The following is a 17620-nucleotide window of genomic DNA, read 5'->3' as shown; positions in this document are numbered from 1 at the left end:
GGTCCTCACTTTTCGGGCCGATGCTCTTTGAACCTGCCTCGGCTGATCCGAGAACCGGTTCCCACTTTTCGGGCCGATGCTCCTGGAGCCGTTTGGAGTGATCCGTGGAAGGGCAGGACCGATCCGGCGATTGACTCGGTCGGTCGACCGATATTACATTCAGTTATATCGGTCGTTCGACCGAACGAAGGCGCGGCGCCGCGCTTTTCGGCAGCTCCACGTCAAGGAGGCATCGCCATGGGTGGCATCGCTTCAGTTCTGTACGGTGTGCTGGCCTATCTGCTGTTCCTCGGCACATTCCTTTACGCCGTCGCCTTCGTCGGCAACCTGCCGGTGCCCAAGACGATCGACAGCGGCGCAGCCGGGCCGCTTGCTCCGGCGTTGCTGATCAACATGGTGTTGCTGGGGCTCTTCGCCATTCAGCACAGCGTCATGGCTCGGCCCGGGTTCAAGCGCTGGTGGACGCGGTTCGTGCCGCAGTCGGTCGAGCGGACGACCTATGTGCTGCTCGCGAGCCTAGCGCTGGTGCTGCTCTACTGGCAGTGGCGGCCGATGCCCGAACTGGTCTGGTCGGTGACCGATCCTGCCGGCGCCAGGGCCTTGCAGGCCATTTTCTGGGTCGGCTGGGCCGTCGTGCTGATCAGCACGTTCCTGATCAATCATTTCGAGCTGTTCGGCCTGCGCCAGGTCTATGCCCGGCTACGTGGCCGAACATTGCCTGAGCCGGTGTTCAAGACGCCATTCTTCTACAGGAAGGTCCGGCATCCGATCTATCTCGGCTTCCTGCTGGCCTTCTGGGCAACGCCCGCCATGACGGCCGGGCATCTGCTGTTTGCGATCGCGACCACCGCCTACATCCTGATCGGGATCCATCTCGAGGAACGCGATCTGATCGGGTTGTTTGGCGATCAATATCGCCGCTATCGCGAGCAGGTATCGATGCTCATTCCGCTTCCCAGGCGGAAGGTTGTCGCAGATGGCTCCGCTGAAACGCCGTCGGCGAGGCCGAAGCGGCCATAACCGACGCGGGATGATCCTTGGCGCTTCTCGAATGAAGTGCCGCGGGAGGTGAAAGGATTGGCATGGCGGGCGCGTTGTCGAAGAAACCGGAGACCAGCGTCACGCTGCTCGAGGCGGCCAAGCAGGTGCTGCGCCAGAACGGCTATGCCGGATTGTCGACCCGTGAGGTGGCCGCGGCCGCAGGCGTGCCGCTGAGCCAGATTCACTATCACTTCGGCTCCAAGCAGGGGCTCGTGCTCGCGCTCTTCGAATATCTGAACGCACAGTTGCTCAGTCGCCAGAACGCCATGTTCGGCGACACGACGCTCAAGCTATCGGAGCGATGGGACCGCGCCTGCCAATATCTCGACGACGATATCGGCTCGGGCTATGTGCGCGTTCTACAGGAGCTCATCGCCGCCAGCTGGCATGACCAAGCTGTCGCCGAGGTCATTCGCACCGGGATCATGGGCTGGGTGGATCTCATCGTGGACGCCGTGCGCAGGAGCGAGCCTGAAATAGGCGGCCTGGGCCCGCTCTCGCCCGAGGAGGTCGCGGCCCTCGTCGCCAACGCTTTCATCGGGGCGGAAAGCCTTTATCTCCTCGGCCTGGAAAGGCAGGGCTCGCCCGTGCGCCAATCCTTGCGGCGCGTGGGCGATCTCATTCGCATGGCGGAAGGAGCTTCGTCGAAGAGGTGAGATCATGCGCGCAAAGCTGCCCGGCGAGGAGGGCTTCGTCGATCGCGACGGCGTGAAGCTGCACTACGAGATCTATGGCGACGGCCCGGAGACGATTGTTTTCCTGCCGCCTTGGAGCATCGTGCACTCCCGCGTCTACAAGGCGCAGTTGCCCTATTTCAGCGAGCGCTTCCGCTGCATTGCCTATGACGGCCGCGGCAACGGCAAGTCCGACAGGCCCGCCGCTGTGGCTGCGTACGCGCTGGACAACTACCTCGCCGACGCGCTTGCCGTCATGGACGCAGCCGAGGCCGGCGAGGCCATCCTCGTGGGTCTTTCCTTTGGCGGCATGCTGGCTTGCGCGCTCGCCGCGCATCACCCCGAACGGGCAAAAGCGGCAATTCTGGGCGGGACATCGGCAAGCATAGGCCCCGGACACCCTTATGCGACACCGCAGCATTTTCTCGCCAAGCATGAACGGTTCGAGGGATGGAACAAGTACAACCGCGAATACTGGCTTAGGAACTATCCCGATTTCGCGGATTATTTCGTCCGCAACATCTTCTCGGATCCTCACTCGACCAAGCAGATCGAGGATGCAATCGGCTGGGCCAGCGAGACCACGGGTTCCGTTCTGATCAAGACCGTGGAAGCGCGCTCACTTCCGCCAGCCTTCGATGTCAGCGAGGCGATGTATCGCAACATTCGCTGCCCAATGCTGATGATCCACGGCGAGAGCGATCAGATTCAGCCCCTTGCGCGCGCGCAAGCGGTGGCGGAGGTGACCGGCGCCGAACTCGTTGCGATTCCAGGTGGCGGCCACAATCCGTTCGGGCGCTATCCCGCGAAGTGCAACACGTTGATCGCCGATTTTCTCGACCGAAAGCTCGGCATTCCCGCCCGGAAGGGCGCTGTGCGGCGGAACACGAAGACAAGGAAAGCGCTCTACCTGTCCTCGCCCATCGGTCTTGGACATGGTCGCCGCGACATCGCCATTGCCCGCGAGCTGCGTAAACTGCACCCGGAGCTGCGGATCGACTGGCTGGCGCAGGATCCGGTGACGCGCCTGCTGGAAGCGCATCGCGAGCCCATCCATCCGCTGAGTTCTCGGCTTGCCAGCGAGACGCAGCACATCGAACTGGAGTCGGGCGAGCACGAGCTCAATGCCTTCCAGGCCATCCGCCGGATGGATGAGGTGCTGATCGCCAATTTCATGATCTTCCAGGATGCCGTCGATGAGGGCGGCTACGATCTCGTGATCGCCGATGAGGCCTGGGACATCGACCATTATTGGCACGAGCATCCGGAGCTGAAGAGGGCTAAGCTCGCCTGGCTCACCGATTTCGTCGGCTATGTGCCCATGCCATCGGGAGGAGATCACGAAGCCTTTCTGACCACCGACTACAATGCCGAGATGATCGGGCACATTGAACGCCACCCGGGTGTCCGGGATCGTGCCATCTTCGTCGGCGATCCCGAGGACATTGCTCCGTTGTCGTTCGGCCGGGACCTGCCGGCGATGCGCGACTGGGTGCCCAGGCACTTCGATTTCGCCGGCTACGTTATCGGCGCGCACCCTCAGAGCTTCGGCAGCCGGGCCGAGTTGCGCGAGAGGCTCGGCTACAATCGCGGCGAGCGCGTGTGCGTCGTGACGGTCGGCGGCTCGGGGATCGGCGGGCATATGATCAGGCGCATCCTGCAAAGCCATGCGATGGCCAGCGCACGGCTCCCGGGGCTGCGCATGATCGTCGTCGCCGGTCCGCGCATCGATCCTGCCTCGCTCATGGCGCCAGCCGGCGTCGAAGTGCATGCCTTCGTGCCGAACCTCGACCGTCATCTTGCGGCGTGCGATCTCGCGCTGGTGCAGGGCGGGCTGACCACCTGCATGGAGCTGACGGCGGCGGGCACGCCGTTTCTCTATTTCCCGCTCCGCAACCACTTCGAACAGAATTTCCACGTCGCCCATCGCCTCGACCGGTATAGTGCGGGGCAGCGTATGGACTACGCCACTGCGACGCCGGACATGATCGCCGAGGCCATGGTCGCGGCGCTGCACGCACCACCGCGATTCAGGCCAGTCGAGGCTGAGGGCGCCCAACGGGCAGCGCGGATGCTTGCCGATCTCCTCTGACCTGAAGCCGGGCCATGGCGAAGCCTATGGGAGAGACCCATGGGCCGGGAACCCAGAACCGCTAAAGCGCTTTCGCGCACAGCGGACACCGGTTCGCTCGCAAACGCTCCAGCCCTGCGGCGCGCGCGGACTTTCGAGCGGAGGAGGCTCGGGCTACACACGAGGCTCCAGAGTCGCTTCTGTCAGGTCAGTCCATGCGCGCCGAAGACACCCCCTTGATCCGCCTCGAGGACTATCGCCCGTCCGACTGGCTGATCGACACGGTCGATCTCGATATCAGCCTCGCCCCGCAGCAGACCCGCGTGCGCGCCTTGCTCGGCCTGCGGCCCAACCCGGCCGGACGGCCGGGCGCGCCCTTGATCCTCGACGGCGACGAGCTGGCGCTGAGCGCAATCAAGCTGGACGGCGCCGCGCTCGATGCGAGCGCCTTCACCGCCGGCCCGCAATCGCTGACTGTTCATGCGCCGCCCCAGCGCGGCTTCACCCTGACGATCGAGACCGTGCTCGACCCGTCAGCCAACACCAAGCTGATGGGCCTCTACCGCTCGTCCCGGGTCTATTGCACGCAATGCGAGGCGGACGGCTTCCGCCGCATCACCTATTTCCTCGACCGGCCCGACGTGATGTCGGTCTATACGGTCAGGCTGGAGGCGGCGAAGGCCGAGGCGCCGGTGCTGCTCTCCAACGGCAACCGCGTCGCGACGGGCGAAGTGCCCGGCAGTGACCGGCATTTCGCCGTCTGGCACGACCCCCACCCCAAGCCCGCCTATCTCTTCGCCCTGGTCGGCGGTGCGCTCGACCATGTCCGCGCGGACTATGTCACCGCCGACGGCCAGCAGGTCGAGCTTGCGGTCTATGTCGAGCCCGGCAAGGCCGGCCGCGCCGGCTGGGCGCTGGATTCGCTGGTGCGCTGCATGCGCTGGGACGAGCGCGTCTTCGGCCGCAATTACGATCTCGACGTGTTCAACGTCGTCGCCGTCTCGGACTTCAACATGGGCGCGATGGAGAACAAGGGTCTCAACATCTTCAACGACAAATATGTCCTGGCCGATCCGCAGACCGCCACCGATGGCGACTATGCCTCGATCGAGGCGATCATCGCGCATGAGTATTTCCACAACTGGACCGGCAACCGCATCACCTGCCGCGACTGGTTCCAGCTCTGCCTGAAGGAGGGCCTCACCGTCTTCCGCGACCAGGAGTTCTCCGCCGACGAGCGCTCGCGCCCGGTCAAGCGCATCAGTGATGTGCGCACGCTGCGCGCGACGCAGTTCTCCGAGGATGCGGGCCCCCTCGCCCATCCGGTCAGGCCGCGCGCCTACAAGGAAATCAACAACTTCTACACGCCGACGGTCTATGAGAAGGGCGCGGAGGTGATCCGCATGCTCAAGGTCCTGATCGGCGCGGACGCCTTCAAGCGCGGCATGGACCTCTATTTCGAGCGCTGCGACGGCACTGCGGCGACGATCGAGGAGTTCCTGGCCTGCTTCGCCGAGACCTCGGGCAAGGACCTTTCCGATTTCGCGCGCTGGTACGAGCAGGCGGGCACGCCCACCATCGTCGCCTCGGGCCGCTATGACGCGCGGGCGAAGCGCTACACGCTCGACCTTGCCCAGACGACGCCGCCGACGCCGGGCCAGACCACCAAGCAGCCGGTGGTGCTGCCGGTCGCGCTCGGGCTCGTCGGCAAGGGCGGCGACCTGCCCCTGACGACCGGATCGGCCGCCTATGCCGGCGACGGGCTGATCGTGCTCGACCAGCCCTCGCTTTCGGTGGTCTTCAGCAATGTCGCGGAAGCGCCGATCCCCTCGCTGCTGCGCGGGTTCTCGGCGCCGGTGCGGCTCGAACTCGATCTCTCCGATGCGGATCTGCTGCGCCTGTTCTCGGCCGACAGCGATTCCTTCAATCGCTGGCAGGCGCTGCAGAGCGTGGCGACGCGGGCGCTGGTCGCGGCCGGGCGCCCCGGCACCGACCCCGCCACCCTGCTGGCGAAGGCCAACGAGATCGCAGGCGCGCTCGACCGCTTCCTGCGCGAACAGGGGCTTGCCGACCCGGCCTTCGCCGCCCAGGTGCTGCGCCTGCCGGCCCCGGCCGACATCGCCCGCGAGATCGGCGGCGATGTCGATCCCGACGCGATCTATGGTGCTCATCGCAGCCTGTCGGGCGCGATCGGGCAGGTGCTCGAGGCGACGCTGGTCGGTCTGCGCGACACGCTCGCCACCAAGGCCGCCTACGCGCCCGATGCGGCCTCCGCCGGCCGCCGCGCCTTGCGCAACGAGGCGCTCGGGCTGATCGCCATCGCCACTCCCGAGATGGGGGCCCGGCTGGTGGAGCAGCAGTTTTCGAGCGCCGACAACCTGACCGACCGGCTGGCCGCACTCGCGGCCATGACGCTGATCCCCGGCGAGGCGCGCGAGCGCTTGATCGAGCGCTTCGCCGCGCTCTATGCCGACGAGCCGCTGGTGCTCGACAAATGGCTGATGGCGCAGGCTCTGATCGCCGAAACGGATACGCTCGACCGCGTCAAGCGGCTGATGCAGCACAAGGCCTTCTCGCTCGGCAACCCCAACCGCGTGCGCGCGCTGATCGGCGGCTTCGCGGCGAACCTGACCCAGTTCAACCGGGCCGACGGCGCGGGCTACGAATTCGTCGCCGACATGGTCATCGCGCTCGACCGGACCAACCCCCAGGTCGCCTCGCGCCTGCTCGGCTCGTTCAAGAGCTGGAAGATGCTGGAACCCGCCCGCAAGGACCTCGCCCGGGCCTCTCTGGCGCTGGTCGCGCGGACGCCTGGATTGTCGCGGGACGTCGCCGATATCGCCGAGCGCGCCCTCGCCTAAAGCGTTTTCGAGCGAAGTGGACGCCGGTTCGCGTGAAGAAAATGCGTCAAACCAAAAACCGAGAGCAGGACGCAAAAAGCGGGAACCGGCTTTTTGCATCCTGCTCCGAGCGGCACTGAGACGTCGCTTGAAAACCCCGCGAGCCCTCATCCTGAGGAGCACTCCGCAGGAGCGCGTCTCGAAGGATGCTCCAGGAGGCTCCCGAACCATCTGGAGCATCCTTCGAGACGCCGCTGCGCGGCTCCTCAGGATGAGGGCTCACATGTCCAAACGGGCACCGAGAGGCTGTCCAGACGGGCACCGAGGGGCTGCCTGCCCGAAACGTTAACGTTTCATTACCCGCACAGGATTCATTGATTCGGTCGGCACAACCTTAAGGCGAATTCTGACGCTCCGATTCAACTCAAGGCTAGACAAACCAGCCCGCGCGGATTCAACTCAAAGTGATTCGAGGGGATGCGGCACGTCTCCCGATCTTACTGACGGTACCGATTATCCGAAGGGGGACGGGCATGACGCGTGCCAACGCGAGCTGCGCATCTATGCGCGCAGGCACGATTCTGGGGGTTGCCAGATCGTTGACGCATCCGCTCTATCAACGCTTCGAGAGCCTCGAACCGATCTTTCGCAAAGTCTTGCCGGCGCTTGTCGCCGTGTTCATGCTCATCCTGGGCGCCGGGGCGCTGGTTCAAACCACGGCCATGCGAGATGACGCCCTGCTCGATGCTGCCGGCGACATTGATCTCGTCTCGGCGCTGATCGTGAGAGAACTTGAAGTCGCCGTCCAGACCGGCGCCTCCCCCGCCTCTCTTCTTGCAACGCTGGCCTCCAAGCACCTCGCCCCCCATGGCCGCATCGTCCATGTCAGCACGGCCGACGGACAGGTCATCGCCAGCGAACCCGTCATCGGCCAGACCCAGCGCACGCTGGTCGACCTCCTCGGCCAGACCCAGCCGCTGACCGTGTTCGGTGACCGCGCCGGCGTGATGCGCATCACCCTGCCCGGCGCGACCGAGGTGTTCGCGACCGTCCGCAATCTTCCCGCCCCGCTCGGCCAGGTCGCGGTGATGCAGCCCGTGTCCCGCGCACTTGCGACCTGGCAGCAGCGCCGCAGTGCGCTCCTGGCGCTGATCGGCTCGGCCGCGCTCGTGCTCATCGCCATCACCCTCGCCTTCATCCTGCAATCGCGGCGGGCCTCGGCCGCCGACGAGGACTGCGACCGCGTGCGCCAGCGCATCGACTCCGCCTTGAACCGCGGCCATTGCGGCCTGTGGGACTGGGATCTGGCGCGCGGTCGGATCTTTTGGTCGGATTCGATGTACGCCATGCTCGGCTATGACCGCTCCGGCGACTACATGTCCTTCGGCGAGGTCAGCGCCTTCATCCATCCCGACGATGTCGATCTCTATGCGCTCGCCGATGCGATCAGCCGCGGCGAGGCCGGATATCTCGACCAGGAGTTCCGCGTGCGCAGCGCCACCGGCGAATGGGTCTGGCTCAAGGCCCGCGCCGAGCTGGTGATCGACCGCCGGACCCATTCGCAGCATCTCGTCGGCATCGCCGTCGACATCTCCGAGCAGCGCAACATGGCCGAGCGCACGGCGACCGCCGATGCCCGCCTGCGCGACGCCGTCGAGGCGATCTCCGAGGCCTTCGTGCTCTGGGACGCCGATAACCGCCTCGTCCTGTGCAACGCCAAATACCAGCAGTTGCACCAGCTCCCCTCGGAACTGCTCCAGGTCGGCATCGGCCATGATCAATTGATGGCGCTGAGCGCCCAGCCCAATATCGACCGCGAGCCGGTGCGCACCATGCGCGGCACGGTCGGCGCCTCATCCTATGAGGCGCGCCTGTCTGACGGCCGCTGGCTGCAGATCAACGGCCGCCGCACCAAGGATGGCGGCTCGGTCTCGGTCGGCACCGACATCACCAAGCTGAAGCAGCAGGAGGAGCGCCTGACCCAGTCGGAGCACCAGCTCCTGATGCATGTCACCGACCTCAAGGCCTCGCGCCAGAAGCTGGAGGCGCAGGCACAGCAGCTCGCCGACATGGCCGAGCGCTATCTGGAGCAGAAGGCCGCGGCCGAGAGCGCCAACCGGGCCAAGTCGGAATTCCTGGCCAATATGAGCCATGAACTGCGCACGCCGCTCAACGCCATCATCGGCTTCTCCGAGATCATGGAGAACGGCCTGTTCGGCAGCCTCGGCTGCGACCGCTATCTCGACTATGTCCGCGATATCCGCTCCAGCGGCGGCTATCTGCTCGGCGTCATCAACGACATCCTCGACATGGCCCGCATCGAGGCCGGCCGGATGCGGCTCGAGAAATCCGACGTGGCGGTGGGCCTGGTCATCGACGAAGCCGTCCTCAAGGCGCGCGGCGAAATCGACCGCAAGCACCTTGCGCTGCGCATCGAGGGCCCGCGCGACCTGCGCCTGGAGGCCGATCCGCACGCGCTCTACCAGATCCTCGGCAATCTGCTCGACAACGCGGTCAAGTTCACGCCCGAAGGCGGGCAGGTCGCGGTGCGGCTGCGCCAGGTGCCGGGCGCGCTCAACATCTATATCGAGGACACCGGCATCGGCATTCCCAAGGAGAAGATCGACCGTATCGGGCGGCCTTTCGAGCAGGTCGAGGGCGACCTCACCCGCAGCTATCAGGGCTCGGGGCTCGGCCTCGCCATCGCCCGCTCGCTGACCGAACTGCATGGCGGCTCGCTGCGCCTGCGCTCATCGATCGGCGCCGGCACCATCGTGATGGTGCATCTGCCGCTGGATGGCGGCACCGGGCGCATCACCGCCCAGGCTGCCTGAAAAACCGTTTACGATATCCCCACAGCCCTCATCCTGAGGAGCGGGCGCAGCCCGCCTCTCGAAGGATGCTCCAGGAGGCTCCGGAACCATCTGGAGCATCCTTCGAGACTCCGCTTCGCGGCTCCTCAGGATGAGGGCTCAAGTCTCAAACACTCTCTGAGCTTTCACCCGGCGCGGGCGGCGCCGAGCAGCTTCTGGAACAGGGCGCGGACACCGGCGCGCATCTCGTCCAGCTCCGCCCGCAGCACCTTGGCGTCCGGCCGGCCCACAGCCGTCGCGATCCGCTTGAGCACACGCGGCGGCACGGCGGCGGGATTGAACGCCTCCTCGACGGTGAAGCGCTGCCAGAGCTGAACATCGCCGATCAGCCTGTGCGCCTCGATCAGGAAGGCAGCGTCAGCGGGCGACAGCAATCCAGCCTCCCGCGCCGCGGCAAAAACCGAAGCGGTATCGGGCGCGACCAGAGCAGGGTGGCGCGCGGCATGGGCCAGCACCAGGAACTGCGCCAGGAAATCCAGATCGGTCAGGCCCCCAGCCACGAGCTTCAGGTCCCAGGGATCGCTCTCGCCCTTCTCCTTGGCGATCAGGGTGCGCATTTCCAGCACCGCAGTTGCGACCTTCGCCGGTTTGCGTTCGCGCCGCAGGATCTGACTAATCGCTCCTTGCGCCCGGCGCGCCAGCCCGGCATCGCCGGCGACGACGCGGGCGCGCGTCAGCGCCATCTCCTCCCAGATCTCGGCCTCGCCGGTGTGATAGGCCTCGAAGCCGGAGAACTGGGTCGCCGCCGGGCTTTTGTTGCCGGTGGGCCGCAGGCGCATATCGACCTGGTAGAGCCCGCCGCGCCGCGTCGGCACCGTCAGCGCCGCCACGAGCCGCTGGGTGAAGCGGACATGCCAGGTGACGGGGTCGAGGCTCTTGGCGCCATCGCTCGGGCCGGCGTCCTCCGGCCGGTCATAGAGCAGGATCAGGTCGAGATCGGAGGATGGCGTGAGTTCGCCCGCGCCGAGCCGGCCCAGCCCCAGCACCACCGTCTCCGCGCCCGCAATGACGCCATGATCGGCGCCGAAGGCGGCCCGCGTATCGTCGAAGGCGACGCGCAGGCAGCCTTCGGCCACGGCGCAATAGGCCTGGCCGGCCTGCTGGGCGCGGTAGACGCCCGAAATCAGGCGCGCACCGACGAGGAAATTCTCCTGCCGCGCCGCATCGCGCAAGCGATCGAGCCCGTCCTCGACGCTGGGCGGCGGATTGCCGACGACGGCCCTGATGCGCCCGGTCAAGGCGTCGGTGTCGAGATTGGCCGAGGTGAAGGCCGGATCGATGATGCCGTCGAGGACATGGGGATAGAGCGCCGCGACCTTGGCGAGCCTGGGCGCGCTGCCGAGGATGTCGGCGAAGATCGTCAGCAGCGAAGCATGCGAGCGCAGCAGCGTCAGCAATTCGACCGCAGCCGGCATGCGCACGAAGGCGTTGTCGAGATGGGCGAGTGCGCCGTCAGGGTCGACGGTGCGGCCGAGTGCCACCAACAGCGCCGGCGTGAGCTCCGTCAGGACCTCGCGGGCGCGGGCGCTGGTGACGGCGGCGCGGCGGCCGAAATGCCAGCCGCGCACCGTCTCGGCGGCGGTGCCGGGGTCGCGGAAGCCGAGCTTGCGCAAGGTCGCCAATGTGTCCGGGTCGAGCCCGGTGCCGGTGAAGCTCAGCGTGCCCGCTTCGCTGGCCAGGCTCGGCCCCTCCTCGAAGAGCAGGGCGTAATGCCCCTCGACGCGCCTGGCATGAGCCGTCAGCGCCTTGCCGAAGGCCGCAGTCGAGGGATAGCCGCAGAAGCGTGCGAAGGCCTCCAGATCGCCCTTCGCCTTGGGCAGGGTCTGCGTCTGCTCGTCATGGCGCATCTGCAGGCGATGTTCGATCACGCGCAGATAGCGATAGGATTCGGCCAGCTCGTCGCGCGCCTTGGGCGTGATCCAGCCTTCATGCGTCAATTCGCCGAGCATCTCCAGCGTGCGCGGCCCGCGCAGGGCCGGGCGCCGGCCGCCGAAGACGAGCTGCTGCGTCTGCACGAAGAACTCGATCTCGCGGATGCCGCCCCGTCCGAGCTTCACATTATGGCCCTCGACGGCGATCGTCTCATGGCCCTTCACCGTCTGGATCTGGCGCTTCATCGCATGGATGTCGGCGATCGCGGCGAAGTCGAAATATTTGCGCCAGATGAAGGGGGCGAGATCGGCGAGGAAGCGCTTGCCCAGCGCGAGATCGCCCGCGACCGGCCGCGCCTTGATCATGGCGGCGCGTTCCCAGTTCTGGCCGACGGTCTCGTAATAGGAATAGGCACTGGGCAGCGCGACCGCGACATGGGTCGAGGCCGGATCCGGCCGCAGGCGCAGATCGACGCGGAAGACATAGCCGTCGGGCGTGCGCTCCTGGATGATGCGCGCGATGGCCTGCGTCAGCTTGACGAAGAAGCTCGACGGCTCGGCGACGCCTGCAGCCTCGGCCGCCTCGGGATCGAAGAAGACGACGATGTCGATGTCGGAGGAGTAGTTCAGCTCGCCCGCGCCATGCTTGCCGAGCGCGAGCACGACGAGGCCGCAGCCCGCGCCGGGATCGGCGGGGTCGCCCAAGCGGATGCGGCCGAGATCGGCCGCCTGCCGCAGGACATGCTCGGTCGCAAGCCGCACGGCGGCATCGGCCATCGCCGTCAGCGCCGCCGTCACCGTCTCGACATCCCAGACGCCGCCGATATCGGCGAGCGCGATCAGGAGCGCCATCGCCTGCCGGAAACGGCGCAGGGCACGCATGAGTTCGGCCGTCTCGACGCCCGACGCGGCGATGGCCGCGATCTCGGCCAGCAAGGCATCGCGCCGCGCCTCCGGCGCTGTCGTCAAGGCCAGGACAAGCCCAGCCGGATCGAGCCGCATGACCTGCGTCAGGAAGGGCGAATGCGCCAGGATGCCGGCGACGAGATCGGCTGATGCCGGATTGGCGGCGAAATGCTGCGTCAGGGCCTCAGCGGCGCCATCGTCGCGCAAGCGCTCGATCAGCTCGCGCGCCAGCAGCGCCTCGCGGCGGGCTTTGGCCGGCAGCACAGGCGCGGCCTTCAGTCGATCGCAAAGCCGCCCGTCCATCGTCTCAGTCCCGCTGTTCCCGGAGCCTCCTGGTCATTCCCTGAGCCCTCATCCTGAGGAGCCATTCCCTTGGGAATGGCGTCTCGAAGGATGCTCCAGGAGGCTCCGGAACCATCTGGAGCATCCTTCGAGACGCCGCTGCGCGGCTCCTCAGGATGAGGGCTGGAGGTTCCAAACGGACTCAAGCCGATTGCAAGCCAGCAGGGTTCGGCTGCGCTGTCGAGGCCGGGAGCGCGCCGCCCTCATGCATGTCCACAGGCTTCGGCTGCACTTGAGGCAGGGAGATCACCACGCGCAGGCCCGGCGCGTTGTCCTCCAGCCGGAGCTGGCCGCCATGCAGCCGGACGACGCCAGCCGCCAGCGCAAGGCCGAGCCCGAAGCCGGGCTTGCTGCGGCTCTGGTCGAGCCTGACGAAGCGCTCCAGCACGCGGCCGCGATCGGCCTCCGGGACGCCCGGCCCGTGATCGGCGACGACGAGCTCGATCTCGGAGCCGACAGGCGCCGCCGAGACCACCACGGTCGCCGCACCCGCCTCTACCGGCTGGCCGTATTTCAGGGCATTGTCGATCAGATTGGCGAGCGCCTGGCCGAGCAGTTCGCGATTGCCCGAGACATGCAATTCCGGCGCGACTTCGGTGACCAGCGAGAGGCCAGCCTCCTCGGCCAGCGGCTCATAGAGTTCCGCCATGCCGGAGACGATCTCGGAAAGGTCGAGCGTGTCCATGCTGTCCTGGATGCGGCCGGTCTCGAGCCGCGCGATCATCAGGAGCGCGTTGAAGACGCGGATCAGGTTGTCGGCCTCGTCGATCGAGCCGTCGAGCGCGGCGCGCAGTTCGTCGGGAGATTTCGCCGTGCGCAGCGCCTCCTCGGCGCGGTTGCGCAGCCGGGTCAGCGGCGTCTTCAGGTCATGGGCGATGTTGTCGGAGACCTGCTGCATGCCGGCCATCAGTTCACCGATACGGTCGAGCATGGCGTTGAGGTTCAGCGCCAGGCGGTCGAGCTCGTCGCCCGTGCCCGAGATCGACAGCCGGCCCTTCAGGTCTCCGGCCATGATCGACTGGGCCGTGTCGGTCATGCCGTCGACGCGCTTCAGCACACGGCGCGCCACGAACCAGCTCGCAAAGCAGCCGAGCACGAAGACCAGCAGCAGCGACCAGCCGGCCGCGCGCCTGATCACCACGCCGAGACGCTCGCGCTCCTCGACATCGCGCCCGACCAGCAGCCTGAACCCCGCCGGCAGCACGAAGACGCGCACGATCGCGCGGCTCGGCGTATCCACCGCATCGGCGGAGCGCGCATATTCGATCTCGCTTTCGCCCGGCCGATCGAGCGCACCCGGCGGCACGGCCTCGACATTGCCGGCGAGCCGATCGCCCACCGGCGTGGTGACGAGGTAGAGCGAGGCGCCGGGCCCGCGCGAGCGCCGCTCGATGATGTTGACGAGCCGCCTGATGCCACCCTGGCGCTGCTGCTCGGCGAGGCCCTGGATCTCGGCGTCGATGGTCGAGCGGATCTGGTCGTCGAGCAGGCGCTTGGCGTTCCAGGCGACATAGCCCAGCACGAAGCCGGCGAAGAGCGCGAAGATGACGAGATAGACCGCCGTCAGCTTGAAGGCGGTGGTGCGGAACAGGTTCGGCAGGAGATGCGTGGCCGCGGATTGCATCGTCTTGCGCGGAACGCTCTGCGCAGCCGCGCCCTGCTCGGCCGGATCAGCGCGCCGTGTCACGGACCATGTATCCCGCGCCGCGAATGGTGTGGATCATCGGGTGTTCGAAGCCCTTGTCGACCTTGGCGCGCAGGCGGCTGACATGCACGTCGATGACATTGGTCTGGGGGTCGAAATGATAGTCCCAGACATTCTCCAGCAGCATGGTGCGCGTCACCACCTGCCCGGCATGTTTCATCAGATATTCGAGCAGGCGGAACTCGCGCGGCTGCAGCGGAATCTCCTCCTCGCCACGCGCGACGCGATGGGCGAGCCGGTCGAGCGCGAGGTCCCCGACGCGATAGGTCGTGGGTTCCGAGGCCGGCGCGGCGCGGCGGCGCGACAGCACCTCGACCCGCGCGAGCAGTTCGGAAAAGGCATAGGGTTTCGGCAGATAGTCGTCGCCGCCGGCGCGCAGGCCCTTCACCCGGTCATCGACCTGCGCCAGCGCCGAGAGGATCAGCGCCGGGGTCACGTCGTTCTGCTCGCGCAGCGAGCGGATCAATGACAGCCCGTCGAGACGCGGCAGCATGCGGTCGACCACCAGCACGTCATAGCCGCCGCCCTCTGCCATGGCGTAGCCCTCGAGCCCGTCGGCGGCATGGTCGGCGACATGGCCGGCCTCGCGGAAAGCCTTGGTCAGATAGGCCGCTGCCTCGGCATCATCTTCAACGATCAAGAGTCGCATGCGATAAGCCTATCCTACAAAACGCAAAAACGGCAGGCCGGACGATACGCATCCGGCCTGCCGCAGGTGAAGGCTGGTCTCCCGGTGGGGGCGACAGGAACCGTGAGACTCGAGCCTGCCCCTGTTCAGGCCGCCGGCTGGCGGCCAACCTCGAAGCTGAGCTGGCGCTCATGCCCGTCGCGCCAGACCGTGAGATTGGTCTTGGTGCCCGGCGCGAATTTGGCGATCTTGCGCGAGAGGTCGCGCGCATCCTTCACCTGCTCGCCATTGACGGCGACGATGGTGTCTCCGCGCTTGACGCCGGCCTTGGCGGCCGGGCCGTCCTTTTCCGCGCTCGCGACCAGGGCGCCATGCGCGTCCTTGAGGCCGATCGCGTCGGCGACTTCGCTCGTCACCGGCTGGATCTGCACGCCGATGAAGCCGCGTGCGACCGAGCCGTCCTTCTTCAGCGCATCGACGACCTGCTCGACGGTCGAAGAGGGAATGGCGAAGGCGATGCCGACGCTGCCGCCAGAGGGCGAGAAGATCGCGGTATTGACCCCGACGACCTGGCCCTGCTGGTTGAAGGTCGGGCCACCGGAATTGCCCTTGTTCACCGGCGCATCGATCTGCAGGTAATCGTCATAGGGGCCCGAGCCGATATCGCGTCCCTGCGCCGAGACGATGCCGGCCGTCACCGTGCCGCCGAGCCCGAAGGGGTTGCCGACAGCCAGCACCCAGTCGCCGATGCGCGGCTTGGCCGAGGCGAGCTGGACGTACTGGAAATTGCCGCCATCCTTGACCTTCAGCAGCGCGAGATCGGTGCGCGGATCGGTGCCCACGACCTTGGCCGCCAGCGTCTTGCCGTCATCGGTGACGAGCTGGACGTCGACCGCGTTCTCGACGACATGGTTGTTGGTCACGACATAGCCGTCCTGGCTGACGAAGAAGCCGGAGCCCTGCGCCATGCCCTGGCGCGGCTGCGGCCGGCCCTGGCGGCCGCCCCGCTGCTCGTCGAAGTCCCGGAAGAAGCGGCGCAGCTGCGGCGGCAGGTCGTCCAGGCTGCCCTGGCCGTCCTCGTCGGCGGCGGCGACGGTCTGGGTCTTGACGCGGACGGAGACGACGGCGGGCTTCACCTTCTCGACGATGTCGGCGAAGGAGGGCAATTGCGTCTGGACGCCCGAGAGCTGAATCGGCTGGGCGAAGGCCCTGTGGTCGAGCTTCAGCGCGCCATCGGCGATGCCGGCGGCAAGGCCGATGCCGAGCGTGGCGGCACCGGCGATCAGGACGCCGCGCTTCAGAATGGATTTTGATGTGGTGGTCGTCATGGCGAAACCCTCGGTCAGATCGGCAGGGCCTTCCCTGTCTGTGCTAGGGACCATGACGGGCGCAGCCTTACCCGGATTTGGCGCGAAGATGACGATTTCGTAAGGTTGAGGCCGTCGCCACCCCCGCACGCTTGACGCGCATTGGCGCGGCGGAAACACTCCGTCCGCGAACCGATATTCGCGGGGGGATTGACGATGAGCGTTCTCAGACATGCGGTCGCCGCCATGCTGCTGCTGCTCGGCAGCAATGCGGCGCTGGCGCAGCGCGTGACGGCCTATCAATCCGGGCTGCGAATAGCCCAGGGCCGAGGTTACGCCAAAGCCGAATGCTATGCGCAGGTCTTTGCCAGGCACGCCGTCGTCGTGGAGAAGGCCGATGGGCGGCGCAACTGGCACGCGGCCTCGACCCCGGCCTACAACGCCGAGCAACGCAGCCGCTGCGGGATCGACCGGCTGGCTGACCGGGCCGCGCGCCGGCAGACGCAAGAGGCCGGCGCATATCTGGTGCCCAAATCCAGAGGCGCATACTCAGCCGGGCTGAGGGTCGCGGCCCAGCGTGGGCATAGCGGGGAAAAGGCGGCCTGCTTCGCGCGAACCTATGCGACCTTCGCATCCACCCGGCCCTCCGAGAACGGCAGGGTCGCGCGCGCCATCTCCGGCCGGCATGAATCGGCCTATGCGGCGGAGCTCTTCAGCCAATGCGGCATCAGCCGCTAAACTCTGATGATTTCGGCTGGGACCACGCCGTCATTGCGAGCGCAGCGAAGCAATCCAGAGGGTTGCGCGAGCCCTCCTGGATTGCTTCGTCGCTCACGCTCCTCGCAATGACGGTTCAAGCCAGATGGAACGGCCGTCGTTATGAGATGCGGCCTACTCGCCGTCCCGCTTCATCAGCGCCGCGATGCGCGCCTGTTCGTCCGGCGACAATGGCGCAACTGCCTCGCCCACCGGCTTCATCCGCCGTCCGCTGCGCCAGATGAAGGCGAGGCCCAATAGCAGGATCAGGAACGGTCCGGCCCAGAGCGCCACGGTCCGGATCGTGAAGGGCGGACGCAGCAGCACGAAATCGCCATAGCGCGCGACGACGAACTCCTGCACCGCCGCGTCGCTGTCGCCCGCGACCAGCCGCTCGCGCACCAGGATGCGCAGATCGCGCGCCAGGGGCGCATCGGAATCGTCGATCGACTGGTTCTGGCAGACGAGACAGCGCAAACCGCCGGAAATCGCCCGGGCGCGGTGTTCGAGCGCGGCGTTCGGCAAAACCTCGTCAGGCTGGACGGCGCGGCCGGGACCGGCCCAGCCCAGGCAGAGCGCAACGATGACAAGGGCGCGCAGCATCGG

11 protein-coding genes are annotated in these 17620 nt (G+C 66.9%); 6 read left to right on the top strand and 5 right to left on the bottom strand.

Annotated features, from left to right (window positions below; genetic code table 11):
• The first annotated feature begins 237 nt into the window (after window positions 1-237).
• The 5 genes from mddA (at window position 238) to CYD53_RS20500 (ending at window position 9460) form a co-directional block, all read left to right on the top strand.
• Entirely contained in the window at window positions 238-1020 is a 783-nt protein-coding gene (gene mddA / locus CYD53_RS20520) for a methanethiol S-methyltransferase (RefSeq protein WP_103719937.1), read from the top strand.
• A gap of 62 nt (window positions 1021-1082) precedes the next feature.
• The gene (locus tag CYD53_RS20515) at window positions 1083-1697 is read left to right on the top strand and encodes a TetR/AcrR family transcriptional regulator (protein WP_210202389.1); all 615 of its coding nucleotides are present in this window, start codon (window positions 1083-1085) and stop codon (window positions 1695-1697) included.
• A 4-nt stretch (window positions 1698-1701) separates the two neighbouring features.
• A complete protein-coding gene (locus CYD53_RS20510) occupies window positions 1702-3807 on the top strand; it encodes an alpha/beta hydrolase (protein WP_103719936.1) in 2106 nt (701 codons plus the stop codon).
• A gap of 194 nt (window positions 3808-4001) precedes the next feature.
• A complete protein-coding gene (gene pepN / locus CYD53_RS20505) occupies window positions 4002-6647 on the top strand; it encodes an aminopeptidase N (RefSeq protein WP_103719935.1) in 2646 nt (881 codons plus the stop codon).
• A gap of 659 nt (window positions 6648-7306) precedes the next feature.
• On the top strand, window positions 7307-9460 hold the full coding sequence (locus CYD53_RS20500; RefSeq protein ID WP_245928356.1) for a PAS domain-containing sensor histidine kinase: 2154 nt from the start codon (window positions 7307-7309) through the stop codon (window positions 9458-9460).
• Window positions 9461-9624: 164 nt separating this feature from the next.
• Here the strand turns inward: CYD53_RS20500 and CYD53_RS20495 are convergent, their stop codons facing one another.
• From CYD53_RS20495 to CYD53_RS20480, 4 genes are all read right to left on the bottom strand, one after another.
• On the bottom strand, window positions 9625-12579 hold the full coding sequence (locus CYD53_RS20495; protein ID WP_103719933.1) for a bifunctional [glutamine synthetase] adenylyltransferase/[glutamine synthetase]-adenylyl-L-tyrosine phosphorylase: 2955 nt from the start codon (window positions 12577-12579) through the stop codon (window positions 9625-9627).
• Window positions 12580-12760: 181 nt separating this feature from the next.
• The gene (locus tag CYD53_RS20490; RefSeq protein ID WP_103719961.1) at window positions 12761-14242 is read right to left on the bottom strand and encodes a sensor histidine kinase; all 1482 of its coding nucleotides are present in this window, start codon (window positions 14240-14242) and stop codon (window positions 12761-12763) included.
• A 46-nt stretch (window positions 14243-14288) separates the two neighbouring features.
• Window positions 14289-14972, bottom strand: a complete 684-nt coding sequence (locus tag CYD53_RS20485) for a response regulator transcription factor (protein ID WP_069690458.1) — start codon at window positions 14970-14972, stop codon at window positions 14289-14291.
• 125 nt (window positions 14973-15097) lie between these two features.
• The gene (locus CYD53_RS20480) at window positions 15098-16279 is read right to left on the bottom strand and encodes a trypsin-like peptidase domain-containing protein (protein WP_103719932.1); all 1182 of its coding nucleotides are present in this window, start codon (window positions 16277-16279) and stop codon (window positions 15098-15100) included.
• Window positions 16280-16474: 195 nt separating this feature from the next.
• Between CYD53_RS20480 and CYD53_RS20475 the strand changes: the two genes are divergently transcribed.
• Complete coding sequence (locus tag CYD53_RS20475; RefSeq protein WP_103719931.1) at window positions 16475-16996, top strand: hypothetical protein; 522 nt, start codon at window positions 16475-16477, stop codon at window positions 16994-16996.
• A 153-nt stretch (window positions 16997-17149) separates the two neighbouring features.
• Here CYD53_RS20475 and CYD53_RS20470 read toward each other — a convergent pair whose 3' ends face one another.
• Window positions 17150-17617, bottom strand: a complete 468-nt coding sequence (locus tag CYD53_RS20470) for a cytochrome c-type biogenesis protein (protein ID WP_103719930.1) — start codon at window positions 17615-17617, stop codon at window positions 17150-17152.
• Window positions 17618-17620 lie beyond the last annotated feature (3 nt).

This window comes from Allobosea psychrotolerans (genome assembly GCF_002917105.1).
In the GTDB taxonomy this organism is placed as follows: Bacteria; Pseudomonadota; Alphaproteobacteria; order Rhizobiales; family Beijerinckiaceae; genus Allobosea; species Allobosea psychrotolerans.
Note: the sequence above shows the minus strand (reverse complement) of the source record. Positions and strands in the feature narration are given on the sequence as shown.